Origin of the sequence: Kitasatospora sp. NPDC051914, from assembly GCF_040680995.1 — a bacterium.
Classification (GTDB): domain Bacteria; phylum Actinomycetota; class Actinomycetes; order Streptomycetales; family Streptomycetaceae; genus Kitasatospora.
This window is the reverse complement of the sequence record NZ_JBFAXX010000030.1, coordinates 43,226-61,330: the sequence shown is the minus strand read 5'-3', so window position 1 is coordinate 61,330 and position 18,105 is coordinate 43,226. Positions and strand designations below refer to the sequence as shown.

Sequence of the window (18,105 nt, the reverse complement as noted above, 5' to 3'; positions counted from 1 at the left end):
AGGTGCCGGGACCGGAGCGGTCCCGGAGCTGCGGGGGCGGCCGGTCAGCGGCTGTCGCGGTGTGCGTGTGCCTCGGCGAGGAGGAGGTAGCTGCTGGCGGTCCAGGTGTAGGCGCGGTCACGCAGGCCTTCGCCGGTGAGGGCATCGAAGTTCTCGGCGAAGCCGGACTTCTCGCACAGGGCGCGGAAGCGGGCGCTGATCTCGTCGGCCAGGTCCACGTGCCCGGCGCGGCGCAGGCCGTCCTCGACGAGGACGGTGGCGGGCGCCCAGATCGGGCCGCGCCAGTAGCCGTCGGCCCGGTAGTGGGGTGAGTCGGGCCGCTCGGTGGCCAGCCCGTGGGCGGTCAGGTGGGTCTCGATGCGGGCGGCCAGCCGGGCGCTGACCTCGGTGGGCAGGTGCTCGCCGAGGACGACGGGCATCAGGTCCAGCAGGCTCAGGCTGGTGGTGCCCGCGCCGGTGTGGGGGGACCGGGCCTGGAAACGTTCGCCCGTCCACAGGTTCTGGATCACGGCGGCCTGGAGGGTCTCTGCCGAGTGCGCCCAGGCGGCTGCTTCCTCGGCGCGGTCGAGCTCGGTCGCCAGGTCGGCGAGTTCGCGCAGTTGCAGGATCAGGAAGGCGGAGAGATCGGCGGTGATCCGCACGCGCCCGGGGTCGAAGGCGGTGGAGTTGTCCCAGCCGCTGTCGTTGCCGTGCTGGTAGTGCGGAAGCGTCTGTCCGGGGGCGCGCCTGGAGTCGAGCCAGAACCTGCTCCACCGTGCCAGGCGGTGGTACGACTCGGTGAGTTCGGTCCGGCTCGGCGGGCGCGGCAGGCGCTGGCGCAGGTGGCGCAGGGCCCAGCCGTGGATGGGGGGCTTGACGAAGTTGTAGAGGATTTCGGAGTGGGTCACGGAGTCGGGCAGTGCGCCGCTCCCGTCCTGGTGGTCGAACATGATCTGGAACTGGTCCCAGGCCAACCCCGGGGCTCCGGGGGCCAGGGCGAGAGCGTTGAAGCAGTGGTCCCAGCTCCAGACCTTGTCCATCCAGTGCTTGGACATCAGTACGGCAGGGCGCTCGAGGAACCCGGCCGGTCCCACCGTCGCGGACCACAGCACGTAGGCGGCCAGTTCGGCGGCCGGGGTGTCCGGGGTACGCCAGGGGGCGACCGCATCGGCGAACTCGGTGAACGTCCGGTCGGCCCGGTCCGCCGTCTTCTCGTAGGTGTCTGACGGTGCGTAGGGCGGCCGGGCGCTGTCGAGCTCCTCGACGGCCGCTTCCCACCAGCCGGTGTCGTCGCCGGTCAGGGTCAGCCCGCGGTCGGCGGCGCCGAGCGATTCCGCGCCACGGACGTCCGCTTCCTGCCCGGCCAGCACGCTGACGCGGTAGCGCCTGCCGGTCTCGTAGGAGGTGAACACGTAGGAGCCGTCGAGCGGGTCGTGCAGGAAGTACGTGCCGCTGAACGGCGTGAGCCGTTCGGCCGCGGCGCAGATACGCAGGCTCAGACCGGTACCGCGCAGCCGCAGGGTGTCCGCGCACTGGTAGGTCAGTTCGATCTGCCCGCCCTGCCCGGCCCAGGTCAGCCGCCCCGGTGTGGCGTTCCAGTGCGTCTCGACCCGCTCGCCGCCCGCCCCCCGGACGGGGACCAGGCGCAGCACGGGGTGCATGCCGCCCTGGTGGGAGACCAGGTGCAGGTCCTGGGCGCGGACGTGCTCGGAGGTCACGGGTGAGATGTTGAACCAGGAGCCGTGGCTGCTGAACGGAATCTCGCGGATGTTGAAGGCCGGGCCAGTGAGGGCGTCGGTCATGGCAGGGCGCTCGTTTCTGGGGCAGGGCGTGCTCTGCCGACCTCGTGGCGGCCGCGGTACGCGGTCGGCCTACGGGCAGAGGCTTCCGGGGCGGGGAGGTGACGGCGGGGTGTCAGTCCTTGACGGCTCCGGCGGTGACGCCGGCGGCGACGTAGCGCTGGGCCAGGACCAGGATCAGCGCGGTGGGGATCGAGGCGACCACGGCGGTGGCCATGATGGCGTTCCACTGCTGGTTGTTGTTGCCGATGTAGTGGTAGATCCCCAGCGTGATCGGCTCGTGGGCGCCGCCGCCGTCCAGGGTGCTGGCGAAGACGAAGTCGGACCAGGACCAGAGGAACGCGAACAGCGAGACGGTGACGATCGCGTTGCGGCTCATCGGCAGGACGATCGACCAGAAGGTCCGCAGGTTGCCCGCGCCGTCGGTCCTGGCGGCCTGCAGCAGTTCACCGGGGATGCCGTCCATGAACGCGGTGAAGATCAGCACGGCGAACGGGACGGCGATCGTGGAGTCGGCGACGATCAGGCCCGGCACGGACTGCAGCATCCCGAGCTTGAGGTAGATGGTGTAGAAGCCCATCGCCATGATGATGCCGGGGATCATCTGCGCGACCAGCAGCACGAAGCCGACGGCGCCGCCGCCGCGCGGGCGCAGCTTCGCCAGCGCGTAGCCGGCGGGTGCCGCCAGGGCCACCGTGAGTGCGACGGTGCCGAGGGCGATGACGAGACTGGTCCCCAGATACGGGAGTTGCTGGTCCAGGACGGCCCGGTAACCCTCCAGCGTGCCGTGGACCGGGAACCAGTCCGGTGGGGACTTGCGCATGTCCTGGTCGCGGGTGAAGGACACGTTCAGCATCCAGTAGACCGGGAACAGCATCAGCGCGGTGAGCACGACGCCGGTCGCGGTCTTCCACCAGGAGGTGTGTCGTGTGGTCATGACGCCTGCTGCTTTCGCTGGACGCGGATGTAGACCATGCCGAAGAACAGGGCGATCAGGACCAGCAGGTTTCCGACGGCAGCCCCGTGCCCGAAGGCCGGCAGCGCGTTCCCGAAGCCGAGCCGGTAGGACCAGGTCGCCAGCGTGGTCGAGGAGTCGACCGGGCCGCCCCTGGTCATGATCCAGATGATGTCGAAGACCTTGAGGGTGTAGATCAGGCCCAACAGCAGGGTGATCGCCGACACCGGCCGCAGCAGCGGGAAGGTGACGTGGCGGAAGCGCTGCCAGGCGTTCGCGCCGTCCAGGGCGGCGGCTTCGTGGAGGGATGCCGGAATGCTCTGCAGACCGCTGTACAGGACCACCAGGTTGAACGGGATCCCGATCCAGATGTTCGCGATCACCACCGACGCCAGGGACCAGCTCGGGGAGGTGAGCCAGTTGACCGGGCCGATACCCATCGCGTGCAGGACGGAGTTGACGACGCCGGAGTCGCTGTTGAGCATCCACGACCAGGTGGAGGCGGACACGATCAGCGGTAGCAGCCAGGGCACCAGGAACAGGGCGCGAAGCGTGGCCGCCAGGCGGAAGTGCTGGGTGAAGAAGACCGCGAGGGACAGGCCGATCCCGTACTGCAGCAGAAGGCTGGCGGCGGTGAAAACCACGGTGTGAAGCAGCGCGGGCACGAACGTGGGGTCGTCCAGGACCACGTGGTAGTTCGCCAGTCCGGTGAAGGGGGCGTCGCCGTTCACGAACGAGCGCACCGTGTAGTTGCGCAGGCTCAGGTCGATGTTGCGGTAGAGGGGATAGGCGTAGAACACGCCGAGGTAGATCACCACCGGTGTCAGGAATCCCCAGGCCGCCCACTGCGGGGAGCGGGGGCGGGACCTGGTGCGTTCGCTGCCGGTGCGTCCGAGGGACGGGGCGGTGGCAGCCGCCCCGTCTCCGCCGCGCACAGAGCGGCTCTCCGGAATCTGTGCCGTGTCGTTCATCAGAGGTCCTGTCGTCCTCGCGGCTGGTGGCGCTAGCGGGCGGCGGCCGACTGCGCCGCGGACAGGGCGGCCTGCGGCGACTTGGAACCGGTCAGCGAGGCCTGCACCGAGGTCCACAACTGCTCGGAGATCTTCGGGTACTTGGTGCCCAGGTCGTCGCTGGTGCGGCCCTTGGCGGCCTTGACCGCGTCGATCCACGGCTTCAGGTCGGGGCCGGCGGCGGCCTGCTTGTCCTGCACCGCGGGAGTGGGGGCGACGTAGGACAGCGTGGTGTCGGTGGCGAGGGAGTTGTCCGCGCTGGTCAGGCAGGACACCAGCTTGTCCGAGACGCCGTAGCGGCCGGTCTTCTTCTGGACCGGGACGGTGACGAACTCGCCACCGGTCGGCGCCGGGGCGGTGCCACCGGTCATGCCGGGGACCGGGATGACCCCGTACTCGAAGCCGGCCTTCTTCGCGTTGGCCAGCTGCCAGGTGCCGTTCTCCGCGAAGGCGAACTCGCCCGTGGCGAACTCCTGCCAGCTGGTGGTCTGCGTGTTGCTGATGACCGAGTTGGGAGCCAGGCCCTGCTTGACCCAGTCGGTCCACAGCGACAGTGCGGAAGCGGCCTGGGCGGAGTCCAGGTGCGTGAGCTGCGCACCCGACCCCCAGAACCACGGGAGGAACTGGAAGCTCCCCTCCTCGGTGCCGATCGCGGAGAAGGTGATGCCCTTCTTGCCGGCGGCCTTGACCTTCGTCAGGGCGGCGGTCAGCGACGCCCAGTCCTTGATCGAGGTGACGTCCACGCCGGCGGACGTCAGGACCGCCTTGTTGTAGTACAACGCCAGCGTGTTCGCGCCGATCGGGGTACCGAACGTCTCGCCGCCGCTCTGACCGGCCGCGAGCAGGTTGGGCGACACCGCCGAGGTGTCGATCTTGTTCTCCTTGGTCGACGTCAGCACACCGGCCTGGGCGAGCGTGGAGACCACCGGATTGTCGACGATCAGCACGTCCGGGGAGTTGCCCTGCTGCGCCGCGAGGAGCGCCTTGTTGGTGAGGTCGCTGGTGTCGAAGGCGGTCCGCTTGATCTGCACTCCGGCCTGGGTGCCGCAGGTGTCCAGCAGCTTGGCCCAGGCCGAGGCGCCGTCGAACTGCGGGTACGGGTCCCAGACGGTGTAGGTCCCGCCGGCGGAGGCGCTTCCCCCGTCGGCGGCGGACGTCCCCGTCGAGGAGGAGCACGCGGTGCCGGCGGAGGCGAGGACGACGGCGGCGAGCGAGGCGGCGGCGAGCCGCCGGCCGGTGGATCTGTTCATGGCACCGAACCCTTCGGTCTTGCGGAAGGCGCTGAGAGGTGGGGACCGGGCGGGGAGGACGCCATCCCTGCGTTACAGCCCGGTGTCGAATCGATTCCGCGAATCGGTTCGACAGGAACATAGGACTGGCATCTGGGGGCGTCAATAGATCGGGTGAACTTCGTCGCAGGGCTGCCGCGGTCGAGTCCTCACTGCCTGGCGGAGGAGGCCGCGCGTCGTGCGCTTGCGGTGCGCAGAGAAGCGCACTACCGTCTACCGAATCGGTTCGACGGCCGGCGCGACACGTGCGCGCCACCAGCGGATCAAGGCCACCCATTTCCATGAGGACAGCGATGAACATCGGGGAGATCGCCAGACGGGCGGGCGTCTCGCGGAGCACAGTCTCCTACACGCTCAGCGGCAAGCGCCCGGTCTCGGATGCCACTCGAAAGCGCATCCAGGATGTCATCGACGAACTCGGGTACCGGCCCAATGCCGCTGCCCGCGCCCTCAAGGAGGGCCGGACCCGGACCATCGGCCTGGTGATCCCTCCCGCCAGCAGGCGTCTGACCCACATGCAGCTGGGTTTTGTGGCCAGCGTGGTCGAAGCCGCGGCCCGTGCCGACCTGGACGTCCTGCTGTCCCCCTCCGGGGGCGACCACGACCGATCGTTCGAGCGCCTCCTCTCCGGAGGGCGCGTCGACGGAGTCATTCTGATGGAGATCCGCCTCGAGGACTCCCGGGTTCGCAGGCTGCAGAACGCCAAGCTGCCGTTCGTCGGCATCGGGCACACAGCCCGCGCCCACGAGATGTGTTGGATCGACGTCGACTACACCACCGTGATCAACCGGTGCGTCCACCACCTCGCGGACCTGGGCCACACCCGGATCGCGCTGGTCAACCGCTCCGTCGAACTGATGGCAACCGGTTACGGCCCCGGACACCGGGCCCGTGACGGGTTCGTCGCCGCTCTCGCCCAGCGAGGCATCCAGGGCGTCGACCTGGAGTGCGGGGACGACGCCGCCGCCGGCCTGGAGTGCGTCACCCGGCTCCTGCAAGACCACCCCGACGTCACCGCGGTCGCGACCATCAACGAAGCCGCGCTGCCCGGCATCCAGCGCGGCCTCGAGGAGGCCGGCCTCGCCGTGCCCAGGGACTTCTCCATCACCGGCGTCGTCGGCCGCACCTGGGCCGAGGAGTTCCGCCCCCCGCTGACCGCCGCAGATGTTCCGGCCGATGACATCGGCACCCAGGCCATGGACCTGCTGCTCGAACGCATGGTCGACCCCGCGACCCCCCTGCGCAACATCCTGCTGGCCCCGCCGGTGTCCCTGCGCGGCAGCACCGGCCCCGTGCGATCCGCCCGACCGGACGAGACCGTGCGGCGCACGCCTTCCTAGATCGGCCACCGCTCAGAGGGTGCTGTCGGCGGCGTGGTCGCGCAGGAGGGCGGCGAAGGCTCTGGTGGAGACCGCGTACAACACCACGATGACGACGGGGAACCTCCGCACCGTGGCCCAGAGCGCCTACCAGGCCGTCGTCGACCGCGATCGCGAAGCGGCACGCCGAGCGCGCCGGTTCGCCGCCGTCATCGCCGCCTTCCTCGCCGGCGCGTCCGGAGGCGGCCTGCTGACGGCGACCGCGGGTGCTCGCACGCTGTGGGTCCTGGTCGGCCTCCTCACGCTGGGACTGGCGCTGTTCGTCTACGACGAGCGGGTCGCCGCGCGATCGTCGGCTCCCGCCGTGACCAGGTCAGTCTGAGGTGAGGACCCGTACGTCCCAGACGCCCAACCGGACCGGGGCGCCCGCGTCGAGCGCGCTGCCGTCCAGGACGTCGGTCAGGGCGGCCGGTGCGCGCACCTCGACGGGGTGCCGGCTCCAGTTGTGCACCACGTGGACCCGGCGTCCGTCGGCGGCGGTGCCGGTGGTGGCGGTGACGGACTCGGGCAGGCCGTGCCAGCCGGCGACGGCGACCGGGGCCAGCCAGGCGGCCAGCTCGCGGGCGAGCTCGCGGCCGGGCACGGTGCCGACGCAGGTCACCCGGCCGGCGCCGTGGCGGCGGGTGGTGACGGCGGGCCAGCGGCCGAAGTGCGGGTGGTCGTACTCGACCAGCGCGGTGGCGTCGACGGCGGTCAGGCCCTCCACCCAGCGGGTCGCGGTGGCGGCGGGGGGCAGCGCCAGCGGGCCGCCGGCCACGGCGCGGACCGGCAGGTCGGCGGAGAGGTTGCTGAACTCGTCGTACCAGGCCCCGGCGGCCGCCACCAGCCGTCCGGGGGCCGGCTCGTGGCGGGCTCGGGCCTCCTGGTCGGCGTAGCCGGTGCGCGGGCCGAGCACCAGGTGCCCGCCGGCGTGGGCGTACGCGGCGAGCCAGTCGAGCAGCGAGTCCTCGGCCAGGTAGAGGCCCGGGGCGATCAGCACCGGGTGGCGCCGCGCCGCCTCCTCCGGCGCCAGGCCCTCGCGCTCGCCCCGGGCGTCGTGCAGCTGGCGGGCGTGCAGGATCCGCACCTGGCGTCCGGCCTCGAAGGCGCCGCGGTAGAACGGGTCGAAGATCCGGTGGTACGAGGTCGGGTCCGCGCTGCCGTCGGCGCGCGCCAGCGGCGGGTACTTCTGCATCAGCCACTTGCTCGGCATGGAATAGACCATGGCGATGTCGGCGTCCGGCTCGATCCCGGCGACCAGCCCGCCCGCGGTCTCGAACTCGGCGCCGAGCCGGGCGAGTTCGGCGTACACCCGGCCCGGGCGGCCGCTGTGCGGGAGGATGCCGCCCCAGGAGGTCTCGGTGCCGAAGTGCAGGGTGTGCCAGTGCCAGTATTCGATCATCCGCGCGCCGCGGGCGACCAGTGCCCAGGCGGCCTGCCGCCACTGGCCGTCGAAGGCCGGCCGGTTGTCCGAGGTGCCGCCGATCGCCTGGGCGTCGGTCTCGGTGACCAGGAACGGCTCCTGCCGGGAGGAGAAGATCCGGTCCGCGCTCCGGTAGAGCGCCCAGACGCCGGTGGTCATCCACTGCTGCTCGTGGTCGTCGGGCGTGGGGTCGGGCAGGGCGAGGCCGTCCTGCATGGCGTAGTACGGGTTGGCCGCGGTGACGTCCAGCGCGTCGGTCACCTCGTCGTCCTCCACCGCCGGGTGCTCGTAGGCGAGGCAGGTGGTGACGAACTGCTCGGGGCGGGCGTACTCGCGCGTGATGGCGGCCTGCCAGGCGACGAACTCGGTGGTCTGGCGCGCCTGGAAGGCCCGCCAGGCGACGTCGTACTGCGGCTGCTGGTTGCCGTCGGGCCGCCACAGGTCGGCCCAGGTGGACAGCCGGTGCGACCAGTACACCAGGCCCCACTCGCGATTGAGGGTCTCCACGTCGCCGTACGTGTGCCGCAGGTGGTCGACGAACCGCTGGAAGACGCCGTGGTTGTGCGGCAGCCGCAGGCCGGGCTCGTTGTCCACCTGGAAGCCGATCACGGCGGGATGCGCGGCGTACCGGCCGAGGACGGCGCGGGTGACGCGCTCGGCGTGGAAGCGGAAGGCGGGGTGGCTGAAGTCGGCCTCCTGGCGGGCGCCCCAGCCCGTGCGCCGCCCGGTGGCCTGCTCGACGGCGATCTCCGGGTAGAGCCGGCTCAGCCACGGCGGCACGGCGTAGGTGGGCGTGCCGAGCACGACCGCGATGCCGCGCTCGTGGGCGGCGTCGAGGACGGGGGCGAGCCAGTCCAGTTCGAACCGGCCGTTCTCTGGCTCCCACGTGGACCAGACCGACTCGCCGACCCGGATGACGGTGAACCTCGCCGCCGCCATCAGGTCGAGGTCCTCCTCCAACCGGTCGTACGGCTGGTACTCGGGGTAGTAGGCGGCGCCGAACAGGACGCGCGGGGGCAGCGGGAACATGCGCAAACCTCGGCAGGGTGAGGCCCCGGCCGCCGCGAGCGACGGCCGGGGCGCAGACGGGTACGGGTCAGGAGGCGGTGCCGCTCACCGTGGTGCCGGACTTGGTCACGTGGTACGTGACGGTCGCGCCGCTCCAGAAGCGGAAGGTGAGCATCACCGGGGCGTCGTCCTTCAGCGACGCGAGGAAGTTGGCCCTGACGGTGGTGGTGTCGGTGCCGTAGTCGGCGGCGTAGTTGTTGAACTCCTGGAACGTGGTCCAGCCGTACGGGCCGGCGGCGGTGCCGTCGGCGTAGGTGGACTCCACGTTGGCCAGCAGGTCGCCGTTGAACCGGGTCGGGATGGTGAGCCCGTCGGCGGTTCCGGCGGCGTCGGACAGCACCGGCTGCTCGGCGGTGCGCACGTTGAGCTGCCAGGGCACACCGCCCGAGTACCGGACCTGGAGGGTCGCGTTGACCCCGTGGGCGCGGTCGCCGGCGAGCCGGGTGAGGGCGCTTGCGGTCAGCGTGAGCCGGTCTCCGTCGAGGGTGTAGTCGAGGAACGGGATCAGCGGGCGGTCGCCCTGCCACAGCCCCGCGAACCAGAGCCCGTTGCGGTTCAGGGTGACGGTCTGCGCCGTGACGGGGCCGGACTTCGGCAGGAAGAGGTTGTCGGTGGAGGCGGTGCCCGAGCGGGTCCGCCAGGACGACTTGATCAGGGCCATCAGGTCCGGGTCCCGCCACTGCATGGTGGCGCGGTTCAGGTAGTTGGCGTCGTCCCAGAGTGCGGTGGTGATGCCGTTGGCCCGGGCGACGTAGTTGACGTGCTCGTAGTACTTCAGCATCTCCCCGCGCTCGACGATGCCGGAGTTGGGCTCGCTGAGCAGGCCGTACTCGCCGAGGTAGACGGGGATGCCCTTGGCGACGAAGGTGTCGTGCACCCGGGCGAAGCCCTCGGTCAGGTCGGCCTGGACCTTGGCGTCGTACGTCGTCCCGTTGGCGACGTTCACGCTGAACGGCCAGAAGCTGTAGTAGTGGACGGTCGCCACCAGGTTGCGGTCGTGCAGCGAGCTCATCGTGGTCGACAGGTCGTCGAGCCAGTGCTGGGCGTTGTTGGTCTCCTCGGAGGGCAGCACGAGCAGGCGGTCCTTGTTCACCCCGCCGCTGCCCCGGACGATGCTGTGGAACGAGGTGTTGAGCTCCCGCAGGTACTGGGTCTTCTGCGCGTCGGTCGCGTCGGCGAACTGCGGTTCGTTGATGCTCTCCATGAGCAGCTTGCGCGGCTCGTCCTTGAAGGCGGTGGCGATCTGCTGCCAGGTCGCGTTGAACCGGGCGAGCACGTTGTCGTGGTCGGTGGACATCTTGTTGATCCACTGCCACGAGTCGTGGTGCACGTTGATCTCGACGTAGAGGCCGTCCGCCAGGGCCAGGTCGACCACCTGCCTGACCCGCGCCATCCACACCGGGTCGATGGTGTACGGGGCGGTGGCGGACTGGTGGCCGGACCAGGTGACGGGGATCCGGACGCTGCGGAAGCCCTCTGCTTTGATGCGGTCGAACAGTGCCTTGGTGGTGAGCGGGTTGCCCCAGGAGGTCTCGTCGGGGATGGCGTCCAGCGTGTTGCCGAGGTTCCAGCTGGGCTGCATCGCGGCGACCGCGGCCATCGGGTCCTTGGGGACGAACATGCCGGTGGACTGCGCGGCGCCCGGGGCGGCCGGCGCCGCGAAGGCGGGGACGGCGCTCAGCGCACCGGCGGTGACCAGCGCCACCACGAGCCCGGCCGTCCGCTGGAGGCGGTTGTGCCGGCGTAAGGTCTGCTGCGCGTTGTTCACGAGGGTTGTTCCTTCCGTGCGGACGGGTGGGGTCAGCCGACGGTGCCGGTGACGGTGTTGCCGGACTTGGTCAGGTGGTAGGTGACGGTGGCGCCGGTCCAGAAGCGGAAGGTGAGCGTCACCGGGGCGTCGTCCTTGAGCGACTTGAGGAAGTCCGCCTTGACGGTGGTGGTGTTGGCGCCGTAGTCGGCGCGGTAGTTGTCGAACGACTGGTAGGTGGTCCAGGAGGCCGGGCCGGCGGCGGTGCCGTCGGCGTAGGTGGACTCCACGTTGGCCATCAGGGAACCGTTGAACCGGGTCGGGATGGTGAGCCCGTCGGCCGTTCCGGTGGCGTCGGACAGCACCGGCCGGTCGTACGAGCGCACGAAGAGCTTCCACGGCACGCCGTCGGAGTACCGGACCTCGAGGGTGGCGTTGACCCCGGTGGCACGGTTGCCGGCCAGCCGGGTGAGGGTGCCGGCGGTCAGGGTGAGCTGGTTGCCGTTGAGGGTGTAGTCGCGGAACGGCATCAGCGGGACGTCGCCCTGCCACAGCCCGGTGAACCACTGTCCGTTGGGGTTCAGGGTGATGGTCTGCGCGGCGATGGGGCCGGAGCTCGGCAGGAAGACGTTGTCGGTGGAGGCGGTGCCCGAGCGGGTCCGCCAGGAGCTCTGGATCAGGGCCTTCATCTCGGGGACCATCCACTGCATGGTGTTGCGGTTCAGGAAGTCGTTGGCGGCGTCCCAGAGCGCCGTGGTCATGCCGTTGGCCCGTGCCTCGTAGCTGACGTGCTCGAAGTACTTCAGCATCTCGCCGCGCTCGACGACGCCGGAGTACGGGGAGGTGAGCAGGCCGAACTCGCCGAGGTAGACCGGGACGCCCTTGGCGACGAGGGTGTCGTGCACCCGGCGGAAGCCGTCGGTCAGGTCCTTCTGCGCCGTGGCGTCGTAGCTCGGGCCGTTGGCGATGTTCACGCTGAACGGGTACCAGCTGTAGTAGTGCACGGTCGCCACCAGGTTGCGGTCGTGCAGCGAGTTGATCGTCGTCGACAGGTCGTCGAGCCAGTGCTGGGCGTTGTTGGTCTCCTCCGAGGGCAGGACGAGCAGGCGGTCCTTGTTCGCCCCGCCGGAGTTGCGGACGATCCGGTGGAACGAGGTGTTGAGCTCCCGCAGGTACTGGGTCTTCTGGGCGTCGGTCGCGTTGTTGAACTGCGGCTCGTTGATGCTCTCCATGAGCAGCGCGCGCGGCTCGTCCTTGAAGGCGGTGGCGATCTGCTGCCAGGTCGCGTTGAACCGGGCCACGACGTTGTCGTGGTCGGTGGACATGTTCGCGATCCACTGCCAGGAGTCGTGGTGGACGTTGATCTCGACGTACAGGCCGTCCTGCAGGGCCCAGTCGACCACCTGCTTGACCCGGGCCATCCACGCCGCGTCGATGGTGTAGGGCGCGGTGGTGGACTGGTGGGGGTACCAGGTGACGGGTATCCGGACGCTGCGGAAGCCCTGGGCCCGGAGGCCGTCGAAGGTCGCCTTGGTGGTGAGCGGGTTGCCCCAGGAGGTCTCGTCGGGGATGGCGTCGAAGGTGTTGCCGAGGTTCCAGCTGGGCTGCATGGCGGCCACGGCGGCCATCGGGTCGCTCGGGACCCAGACCGCCCGGCCCCGGGTCCGGGCCTGGTCGGCCGGTGCGGCGACGGCGGTGCCGTAGGCGAGGCTGCCGGTGGTGGCCAGGGCCACCACGAGGGCGGCCGTCCGGCGGAGCCGGCGGCTGCGCGGGCGGGCGGTCTGCTGTGCGTCGTTCACGGGATGTCCCTTTCGTGTGAGCGGGGGTGCGGGGAGCCCCTGACGGGTGCTCAGGGGAGCGGAAGGGGCTCGTAGTCGAACCGGTCGAAGTGGACGGTGCCGGCCGCGGCGTACATGCCGATGACCCGGCCGGTGAAGCCGCCGGCCACCTCGGTGGACAGGTAGCGGCCGTCGAGGCCGGCGAGCACGGTGAAGGTGCCGTCGGGTTCCTCGATGCCGAAGATGACGTCGTCGGGTCCGGTGCGCGGGCCGCGCGTCGGCCGCGGGGCGATCTCGACGCCGAGCACCACCGCCCCGGCGGGCACCCGCCGGGCGGCCACCTCGGTGCGCAGCGGGCCGATCCGGGCGAAGACCTTCACCTCGCCGTGGCCCGCCTCGATCTCGTAGTGGTGCTCCTCGTCCAGGCGGACGGCCAGGCCGCCGCGGCCCTCGGCGGGGTCGATCAGGGTGCGGGCCCGGCAGGCGAGGTGCTGCTGGCGCCGGCCGACGAACACCGCGTCGTTCTCGTCCAGGGAGGCGCCGGAGGCGCGCAGGGTGAGCCAGCCGCTCCGTTCCTTCGTGGTGCACGAGCCCTCCGGGCGCTCGCGCACCGAGATCCACCGGGGGTGCAGCTCGGCCTGGTCGAAGTCGTCCCGCACCGGTTCGGCGGGGGCGGGGTGCAGCGGCCATGCAGGGATGGGCAGTTCGGTGGTGACCTCGCCGACGACCGGCCAGCCGTCCACCCACTCGACCGGCGCGAGGAAGGTCTCCCGGCCGAGCACGTACCAGGCGGGGGTGCCGCCGCGCGGCCGGACCGCGAGCAGCACCATCCACCAGGAGCCGTCGGGCGCCTGGACGAGGTCGGCGTGCCCGGTGTTCTGGATCGGACTGGTGGTGCCGCGGTGGGTCAGGACCGGGTTGGCCGGGCACGGTTCGAACGGGCCGGAGGGCGAGGGCCCGCGGGCGATGGAGACGGCGTGGCCGCGTTCGGTGCCGCCCTCGGCGATCATCAGGTACCAGTAGTCGCCGATCCGGTACAGGTGCGGGGCCTCGGGGGCCATCGAGCCGGGGGTGCCGGACCAGATCCGGTACGGCTCGCCGAGGGTCTCGCCGGTCGCCGGGTCGAGGCGGACCTGGGAGACGCCGGCGACGGTGCACCAGCAGGTGCCGTCCTCGTCCCACGCGAGGTCCGGGTCGATCCCGGGGACCCCGGGCAGCCGGACGGGGTCGGACCAGGGGCCGGCCGGGTCGGTGGCGGTGAAGAGCATGTTGCCGCCGTCGCCCACGTTGGTGACGATCAGCCAGAAGCGGCCGTCGTGGTGGCGCAGGGTCGGCGCGTAGATGCCGCCGGAGGACGGCATGTCGCGCGGCAGGCGCAGCTGGCTCGGCCGGTCGAGGGCGTTGCCGATCTGCGTCCAGTTCACCAGGTCCCGGCTGTGGAAGACCGGGATGCCGGGGAAGTACTCGAAGCTGGAGCACACCAGGTAGTAGTCGTCGCCCACGCGGCAGACGCTGGGGTCGGGGTGGAAGCCGGGGATCACCGGGTTGGGGACGTTCTGTTCTGACATTGCGTCAGAGTCCTTTCGGAGTAGTACCCGTCGGCGACGACGACGGTTGTGCGGGTCGGGTCAGCCGATGGCGCAGGAGGCGCCGTTGAACCAGAAGGCGGAGGGATTGGCGTCGCTCCTGGACCAGGTGGCGTTGAAGCCCCACTGGACGCTCCCGCCCTGCGGGACGGCGGCGTCGTACCACACGTTCGTGGCGGTGACGCCGGTGCCGCTCTGCGACACCGAGGCGCTCCAGGAGTTGGTGATGGTGTTGTCGCCGGGGAAGGTGAAGCCGAGGTTCCAGCCGTTGACCTGGCCGAGGCTGTTGTTGACGACGGTGACGGTGCCGACCATGCCGCCCGGCCACTCGTTCTTGTTGTAGACGACCCGGCAGGGCGCGCTGGTCGGGTGCATCTGCACCACGGTGATCCCGTAGGCCGGCACGGTCTGGACGGTGGTGCTGCCGGACTGGGCCGAGCCGATCGAGTGACCGTTCTTCAGGTACGAGTAGACGGTCGGGGTGGCGGAGGACGGGGTGAAGCCGGTGTACGACAGGCTGACCGTGGCGGCGTTGTTGGGGTCCTTGTTGATCAGCATGACGGTCACGTCGCCGTTGGCCTTCCGCACGGCGTGCGAGGACAGCAGCGGGGAGGAGCTGGCGGCCTTGACCAGCGTGTCCCCGGGCGCGCCCAGCTTGGAGATCATCTGGGTGCCGTAGTAGGCGGGGAAGGGCGTGTTGACGGACGGCTCGCAGCCGGCGCCGCTGGAGACCATGCCGCCGTCGTTGTAGTCGGTGGCGCCCTCGACGGTGGTGACCTTGGTGCAGTCGGTGCCGTTGCGCAGGTCCCACCAGTCGACGTTGAACGCGCCGTTCTCGATCCAGGTGAGGTAGTTGTCCGGCGCGAACAGGCCGTTCGGGGAGGTGTCCAGGTACGCCTGGGCGTTCGTCTCGGTCACCGCGATGCCGACGTTGGGGGCGTTGGTCCCGGCGTACTGGTTGATCAGCGAGCGCACGGCGCCGGCGATGGCCGGGTTCTGGGCCTGGGGCTTGGTGAGCAGGTCGGCCGGGCTGGTGCTGGTGGGGTAGGCGTGCACGATGGCGAAGTCGATCTTCGAGCCGGCGATCGACAGGACGGTGCGGTTCCAGTCCATGGTGTCGCCCGGGCCGACGATGCCGTCCGGCCAGTAGCCGGGGGTGGTCAGCACGGCGCCGACCTTGATGCCGGGGTCGGCCGCCTTCATCGCCGAGACGTACTGGAGCACATTGTTCGCGTAGGTCGTGGCGCTCTTGCTGCTGTGGATGTCGTGCTCCCACTTGGCGCCGTACTCGCCGTTGCCGTAGACCTCATTGCCGATCTCCCAGTACTTGATGCCGTAGCCCTTGGTGACGTTGGCGTACCGCACCCAGTCGGCGGCCTCTTGGGCGGTGCCCGAGCCGTAGTTGGCGGTGATGATCGGCTGCGCTCCGGCGGCGCGCACGGTGCCCATGAAGGCGTCGAAGCCGGTGTTCGGAGCGACGTACGAACCGTCGTCGGCGGTGCCGGTCTTCCAGTGGTAGGCGTCGGAGTGGCTGCCGCCGGGGTAGCGGACGGTGGTGAAGCCGGCCGTGCTGAGCAGGCCGGGGGTGGCGGCGGAGTTCATGTTGGCGTCGTAGACCGGGATGTTCACGCCGACGCCGGTGGCGGGGACGGTGGCGAGCTGCAGGGCGGCGTCGACCGACACCGACACGGAGTTCGCGGCGGCGGCGGGCGGCGCGACGGCGGCGACCGCGCCGGTGGCGGCGAGCGCGAGGGCCGCCGCGACGGCAATGACTCGTTCATGACATGACTGGACTGGCCTTCTCATGGCGTCCCTCCAGGGAGTGGGGGTGCGCGGAGTCCGAGTGGGGTGGAACTCCCGCGTTCTGGACGGTGGGCCCGGCATGGTTGCGTGGGGTCGGGCCCGGACGAGAGGCGTGTTCGGGTGCGGATCGGCGCGGTGGGGCTCGCGCGCTCGCCAAGCGCATCGTCAACTCCCTTCGGGAGAGACCCTCGTGAGGCGGAGTAGGACGGCGGAGGGGGCGGTCGGGAGGGTCAGTTCGAGTTCGCCGGTGTCCGGCTTCCAGCCGGCGTCGGCCCGGCTGGAGGCCGGGTAGAGCACCTCGACGTGGAGGTCCGCACCGGCCAGGTGGGGCAGGTGGAGATCGGTCGCCGCCTCCCCGCCGGGGCGCCGCCAGGCCGTGACGTAGGTGGTGTCCGGGGTGTGCAGCGCCAGGGCGATCCACGGGTCCTCCCAGGCCGGGAGGCCGAGTGGCCAGGCGGGCAGCGCCTCGCGGAGATCGGCGCGGATCGACTTGTGGACGGCCACCGCCTCGTGGACCAGGTCCCGGGCTTCCGGGGAGAGTTCGGTGAGTCGGCCGGAGAGGTGGATGCGGCCGAGGAGCGCGCTCGCCATGGTGAACGCCACCTCGTCGAGCGAGTCCTCGGGCAGTGGGTACGCCCAGACGGCGCCCTGCTCGGGAGTGACGGCGGTGGGGGCCGCCGCCGCGATGGGCGGGTAGCGCCGAAGGTCCTGCTGGTCACTGGTGGACTGCAGTTGGAGCCGGGAGAGCAGGGCATGGTCCATCCGCATCCCGCCGGAGGCGCAGTTCTCCAGCACCAGGTCCGGATACCGGTCCAGGATGCCGTCCAGCCAGTCGAGCTGGGCCCGGTTGTGGCCGAGCAGGCCGGCCGCCGGGGCCTCGGCCGGGTGGCCGCTGGTGCCGGAACCGGGGTCGGTGTTGTGGTCGAGCTTGAGGTAGCCGACGCCCCACTCGCCGACCAGGCGGTCCACCACGGCGTCCAGGTGGGCCCGGGCGGCCGGGTGGCGCAGGTCCAGGTGGTGGCGGCCACCGCCCTCCTCCACACGCCGGCCGTCGCGGCGGAAGAACGCCTCCTCCGGCAGGGAGGCCGCCACCGGGCTGTTCACCCCGACCGCCTCGGGCTCCAGCCACAGGCCGGGGACCATGCCCCGCTCCCGGATGCGGTCCAGCACCTCGTGGATCCCGTTCGGGCCGGGGAACCGGGAGGCCGACGGCTCCCAGGCCCCGACGGAGCTCCACCAGTTGCCGCCGTCGTCGTACCAGCCGGCGTCGATGACGAAGTACTCCGCGCCGGCCTCGGCGGCGGCGTCGACCAGCGGCAGCAGCTTGTCCGTGGTGGGGTCGCCCATCAGGCAGTTCATGTAGTCGTTGAAGATCACCGGCAGCCGGTGGTGGTCGGGGTGCGGCCGGCGGGTGGCGCGGCGGTAGCGGGTGAGAGCGGCGAAGGCGCCGTCGGGGCCGCCCTCCTCGGCCAGCGCCAGGGCCACCGGCACGGTGCGGAACCCGTCGCCGGGCTCCAGCGGGTGGCGCCAGCCGTGGTCGGCGTCGTTGGGGCCGTACAGTGCCGCGTACGCGGTGTCGTCGCGCACGCCGCACTCCCAGCGCCAGCCGCCGCCGTTGTGCTCGATCTGCCACATCCAGGTCCGGCCGGACCCGCGCTCCGTCAGGCCGCCCATCGGCAACCGGCCGCAGCTGGACCAGACGCCCTGACCGGCCACGACCCGGGTGGTGCGGCCGGCGGTGGTGGGGAAGCGGCCGCCCCGCTCGGGCGAGGAGAGCCGCAGCGGCCGGCGCTGCCAGCGGCATTCGGCGAACCACTCGTTCTCCGCCCACAGCAGCTCCGCGCCGTCCAGGGCCGCCGGGTCGCCCCCGGTGAGGCAGCCCGCGACGAGTGACCCGACCGACTCCAGGTGGAGAGTCCGATTCCCCTCGTTGCGCAGCAGGACTTCGCTGCGCAGTACCGGCAGGCCGTCCGGGGACCGGTAGACCGCCTGGGCGGTCAGGCCGGTCTCGGGTTCGTGGAGGTCGACGGTGAGCACGTGCCAGTCGCCGTCCCTGGCCGCGCGGTGCGAGCGGTGGCGCAGCCGCGAGCCGAGGACGGTGTTGACGAGGTGGCGGCCCGACCAGTGGCGGCCGAAGCCGGCGGTCGTCACCTCCACCAGCGGCAGCGGGGCGGCGGGGCGCGGTGCGGTGCTCTTCTCGCCGGGTGCGCCGATCCGGACCAGGCGAGGCGGGCCCTGCCCGTCCAGGGCGATCTCCATCTCCAGGGCGTCGTGACCCCAGCGGATCGTCTCGTGCGGGTCGGTCATGGC

General features: G+C 71.2%; 12 protein-coding genes. 2 read left to right on the top strand and 10 right to left on the bottom strand.

Annotated elements, in window-relative coordinates; genetic code table 11:
* Nucleotides 1-44: 44 nt before the first annotated feature.
* The 4 genes from AB0M03_RS20940 to AB0M03_RS20925 form a co-directional block, all read right to left on the bottom strand.
* Nucleotides 45-1,781 (bottom strand): trehalase family glycosidase, encoded by a 1,737-nt coding sequence (locus tag AB0M03_RS20940; RefSeq protein WP_363493064.1) that lies wholly within the window; start codon nucleotides 1,779-1,781, stop codon nucleotides 45-47.
* Nucleotides 1,782-1,893: 112 nt separating this feature from the next.
* A complete protein-coding gene (locus tag AB0M03_RS20935; RefSeq protein ID WP_363493063.1) occupies nucleotides 1,894-2,715 on the bottom strand; it encodes a carbohydrate ABC transporter permease in 822 nt (273 codons plus the stop codon).
* Nucleotides 2,712-3,704 carry a sugar ABC transporter permease gene (locus AB0M03_RS20930; protein ID WP_363493062.1) on the bottom strand — a complete coding sequence of 331 codons (993 nt, stop codon included), beginning with the start codon at nucleotides 3,702-3,704 and terminating at the stop codon, nucleotides 2,712-2,714. Before AB0M03_RS20930 ends, AB0M03_RS20935 begins: the two co-directional genes overlap by 4 nt.
* Nucleotides 3,705-3,736: 32 nt before the next feature.
* Nucleotides 3,737-4,993, bottom strand: a complete 1,257-nt coding sequence (locus tag AB0M03_RS20925; protein WP_363493061.1) for an extracellular solute-binding protein — start codon at nucleotides 4,991-4,993, stop codon at nucleotides 3,737-3,739.
* A 332-nt stretch (nucleotides 4,994-5,325) separates the two neighbouring features.
* Here AB0M03_RS20925 and AB0M03_RS20920 point away from each other — a divergent pair, with 332 nt between their 5' ends.
* Nucleotides 5,326-6,372, top strand: coding sequence for a LacI family DNA-binding transcriptional regulator (locus AB0M03_RS20920; RefSeq protein ID WP_363493060.1), 1,047 nt, complete (start codon nucleotides 5,326-5,328; stop codon nucleotides 6,370-6,372).
* 112 nt (nucleotides 6,373-6,484) lie between these two features.
* On the top strand, nucleotides 6,485-6,733 hold the full coding sequence (locus AB0M03_RS20915; protein WP_363493059.1) for a hypothetical protein: 249 nt from the start codon (nucleotides 6,485-6,487) through the stop codon (nucleotides 6,731-6,733).
* On the opposite strand, the gene AB0M03_RS20910 is transcribed toward AB0M03_RS20915, so the two are convergent.
* The 6 genes from AB0M03_RS20910 to AB0M03_RS20885 form a co-directional block, all read right to left on the bottom strand.
* Complete coding sequence (locus AB0M03_RS20910) at nucleotides 6,725-8,842, bottom strand: beta-galactosidase (RefSeq protein WP_363493058.1); 2,118 nt, start codon at nucleotides 8,840-8,842, stop codon at nucleotides 6,725-6,727. The two genes, AB0M03_RS20915 and AB0M03_RS20910, sit on opposite strands and share 9 nt — an antisense overlap.
* Nucleotides 8,843-8,909: 67 nt before the next feature.
* A complete protein-coding gene (locus AB0M03_RS20905; protein ID WP_363493057.1) occupies nucleotides 8,910-10,649 on the bottom strand; it encodes a cellulase family glycosylhydrolase in 1,740 nt (579 codons plus the stop codon).
* Nucleotides 10,650-10,681: 32 nt separating this feature from the next.
* On the bottom strand, nucleotides 10,682-12,427 hold the full coding sequence (locus AB0M03_RS20900; RefSeq protein WP_363493056.1) for a cellulase family glycosylhydrolase: 1,746 nt from the start codon (nucleotides 12,425-12,427) through the stop codon (nucleotides 10,682-10,684).
* Nucleotides 12,428-12,477: 50 nt separating this feature from the next.
* Nucleotides 12,478-13,974, bottom strand: a complete 1,497-nt coding sequence (locus AB0M03_RS20895; RefSeq protein WP_363493055.1) for a glycoside hydrolase family 43 protein — start codon at nucleotides 13,972-13,974, stop codon at nucleotides 12,478-12,480.
* 60 nt (nucleotides 13,975-14,034) lie between these two features.
* Nucleotides 14,035-15,798: a cellulose binding domain-containing protein gene (locus AB0M03_RS20890; RefSeq protein ID WP_363493054.1), complete on the bottom strand. Its 1,764-nt coding sequence runs from the start codon at nucleotides 15,796-15,798 to the stop codon at nucleotides 14,035-14,037.
* A 162-nt stretch (nucleotides 15,799-15,960) separates the two neighbouring features.
* Nucleotides 15,961-18,102: a glycoside hydrolase family 36 protein gene (locus AB0M03_RS20885; RefSeq protein ID WP_363493053.1), complete on the bottom strand. Its 2,142-nt coding sequence runs from the start codon at nucleotides 18,100-18,102 to the stop codon at nucleotides 15,961-15,963.
* Between the last annotated feature and the right edge of the window lie 3 nt (nucleotides 18,103-18,105).

Coding starts and splice junctions, on each gene's coding strand:
- AB0M03_RS20940 (WP_363493064.1), bottom strand. CDS start 1,781: ATGACCGACGCCCTCACTGGCCCGGCCTTCAACATCCGCGAGATTCCG.
- AB0M03_RS20935 (WP_363493063.1), bottom strand. CDS start 2,715: ATGACCACACGACACACCTCCTGGTGGAAGACCGCGACCGGCGTCGTG.
- AB0M03_RS20930 (WP_363493062.1), bottom strand. CDS start 3,704: ATGAACGACACGGCACAGATTCCGGAGAGCCGCTCTGTGCGCGGCGGA.
- AB0M03_RS20925 (WP_363493061.1), bottom strand. CDS start 4,993: ATGAACAGATCCACCGGCCGGCGGCTCGCCGCCGCCTCGCTCGCCGCC.
- AB0M03_RS20920 (WP_363493060.1), top strand. CDS start 5,326: ATGAACATCGGGGAGATCGCCAGACGGGCGGGCGTCTCGCGGAGCACA.
- AB0M03_RS20910 (WP_363493058.1), bottom strand. CDS start 8,842: ATGTTCCCGCTGCCCCCGCGCGTCCTGTTCGGCGCCGCCTACTACCCC.
- AB0M03_RS20895 (WP_363493055.1), bottom strand. CDS start 13,974: ATGTCAGAACAGAACGTCCCCAACCCGGTGATCCCCGGCTTCCACCCC.
- AB0M03_RS20890 (WP_363493054.1), bottom strand. CDS start 15,798: ATGAGAAGGCCAGTCCAGTCATGTCATGAACGAGTCATTGCCGTCGCG.
- AB0M03_RS20885 (WP_363493053.1), bottom strand. CDS start 18,102: ATGACCGACCCGCACGAGACGATCCGCTGGGGTCACGACGCCCTGGAG.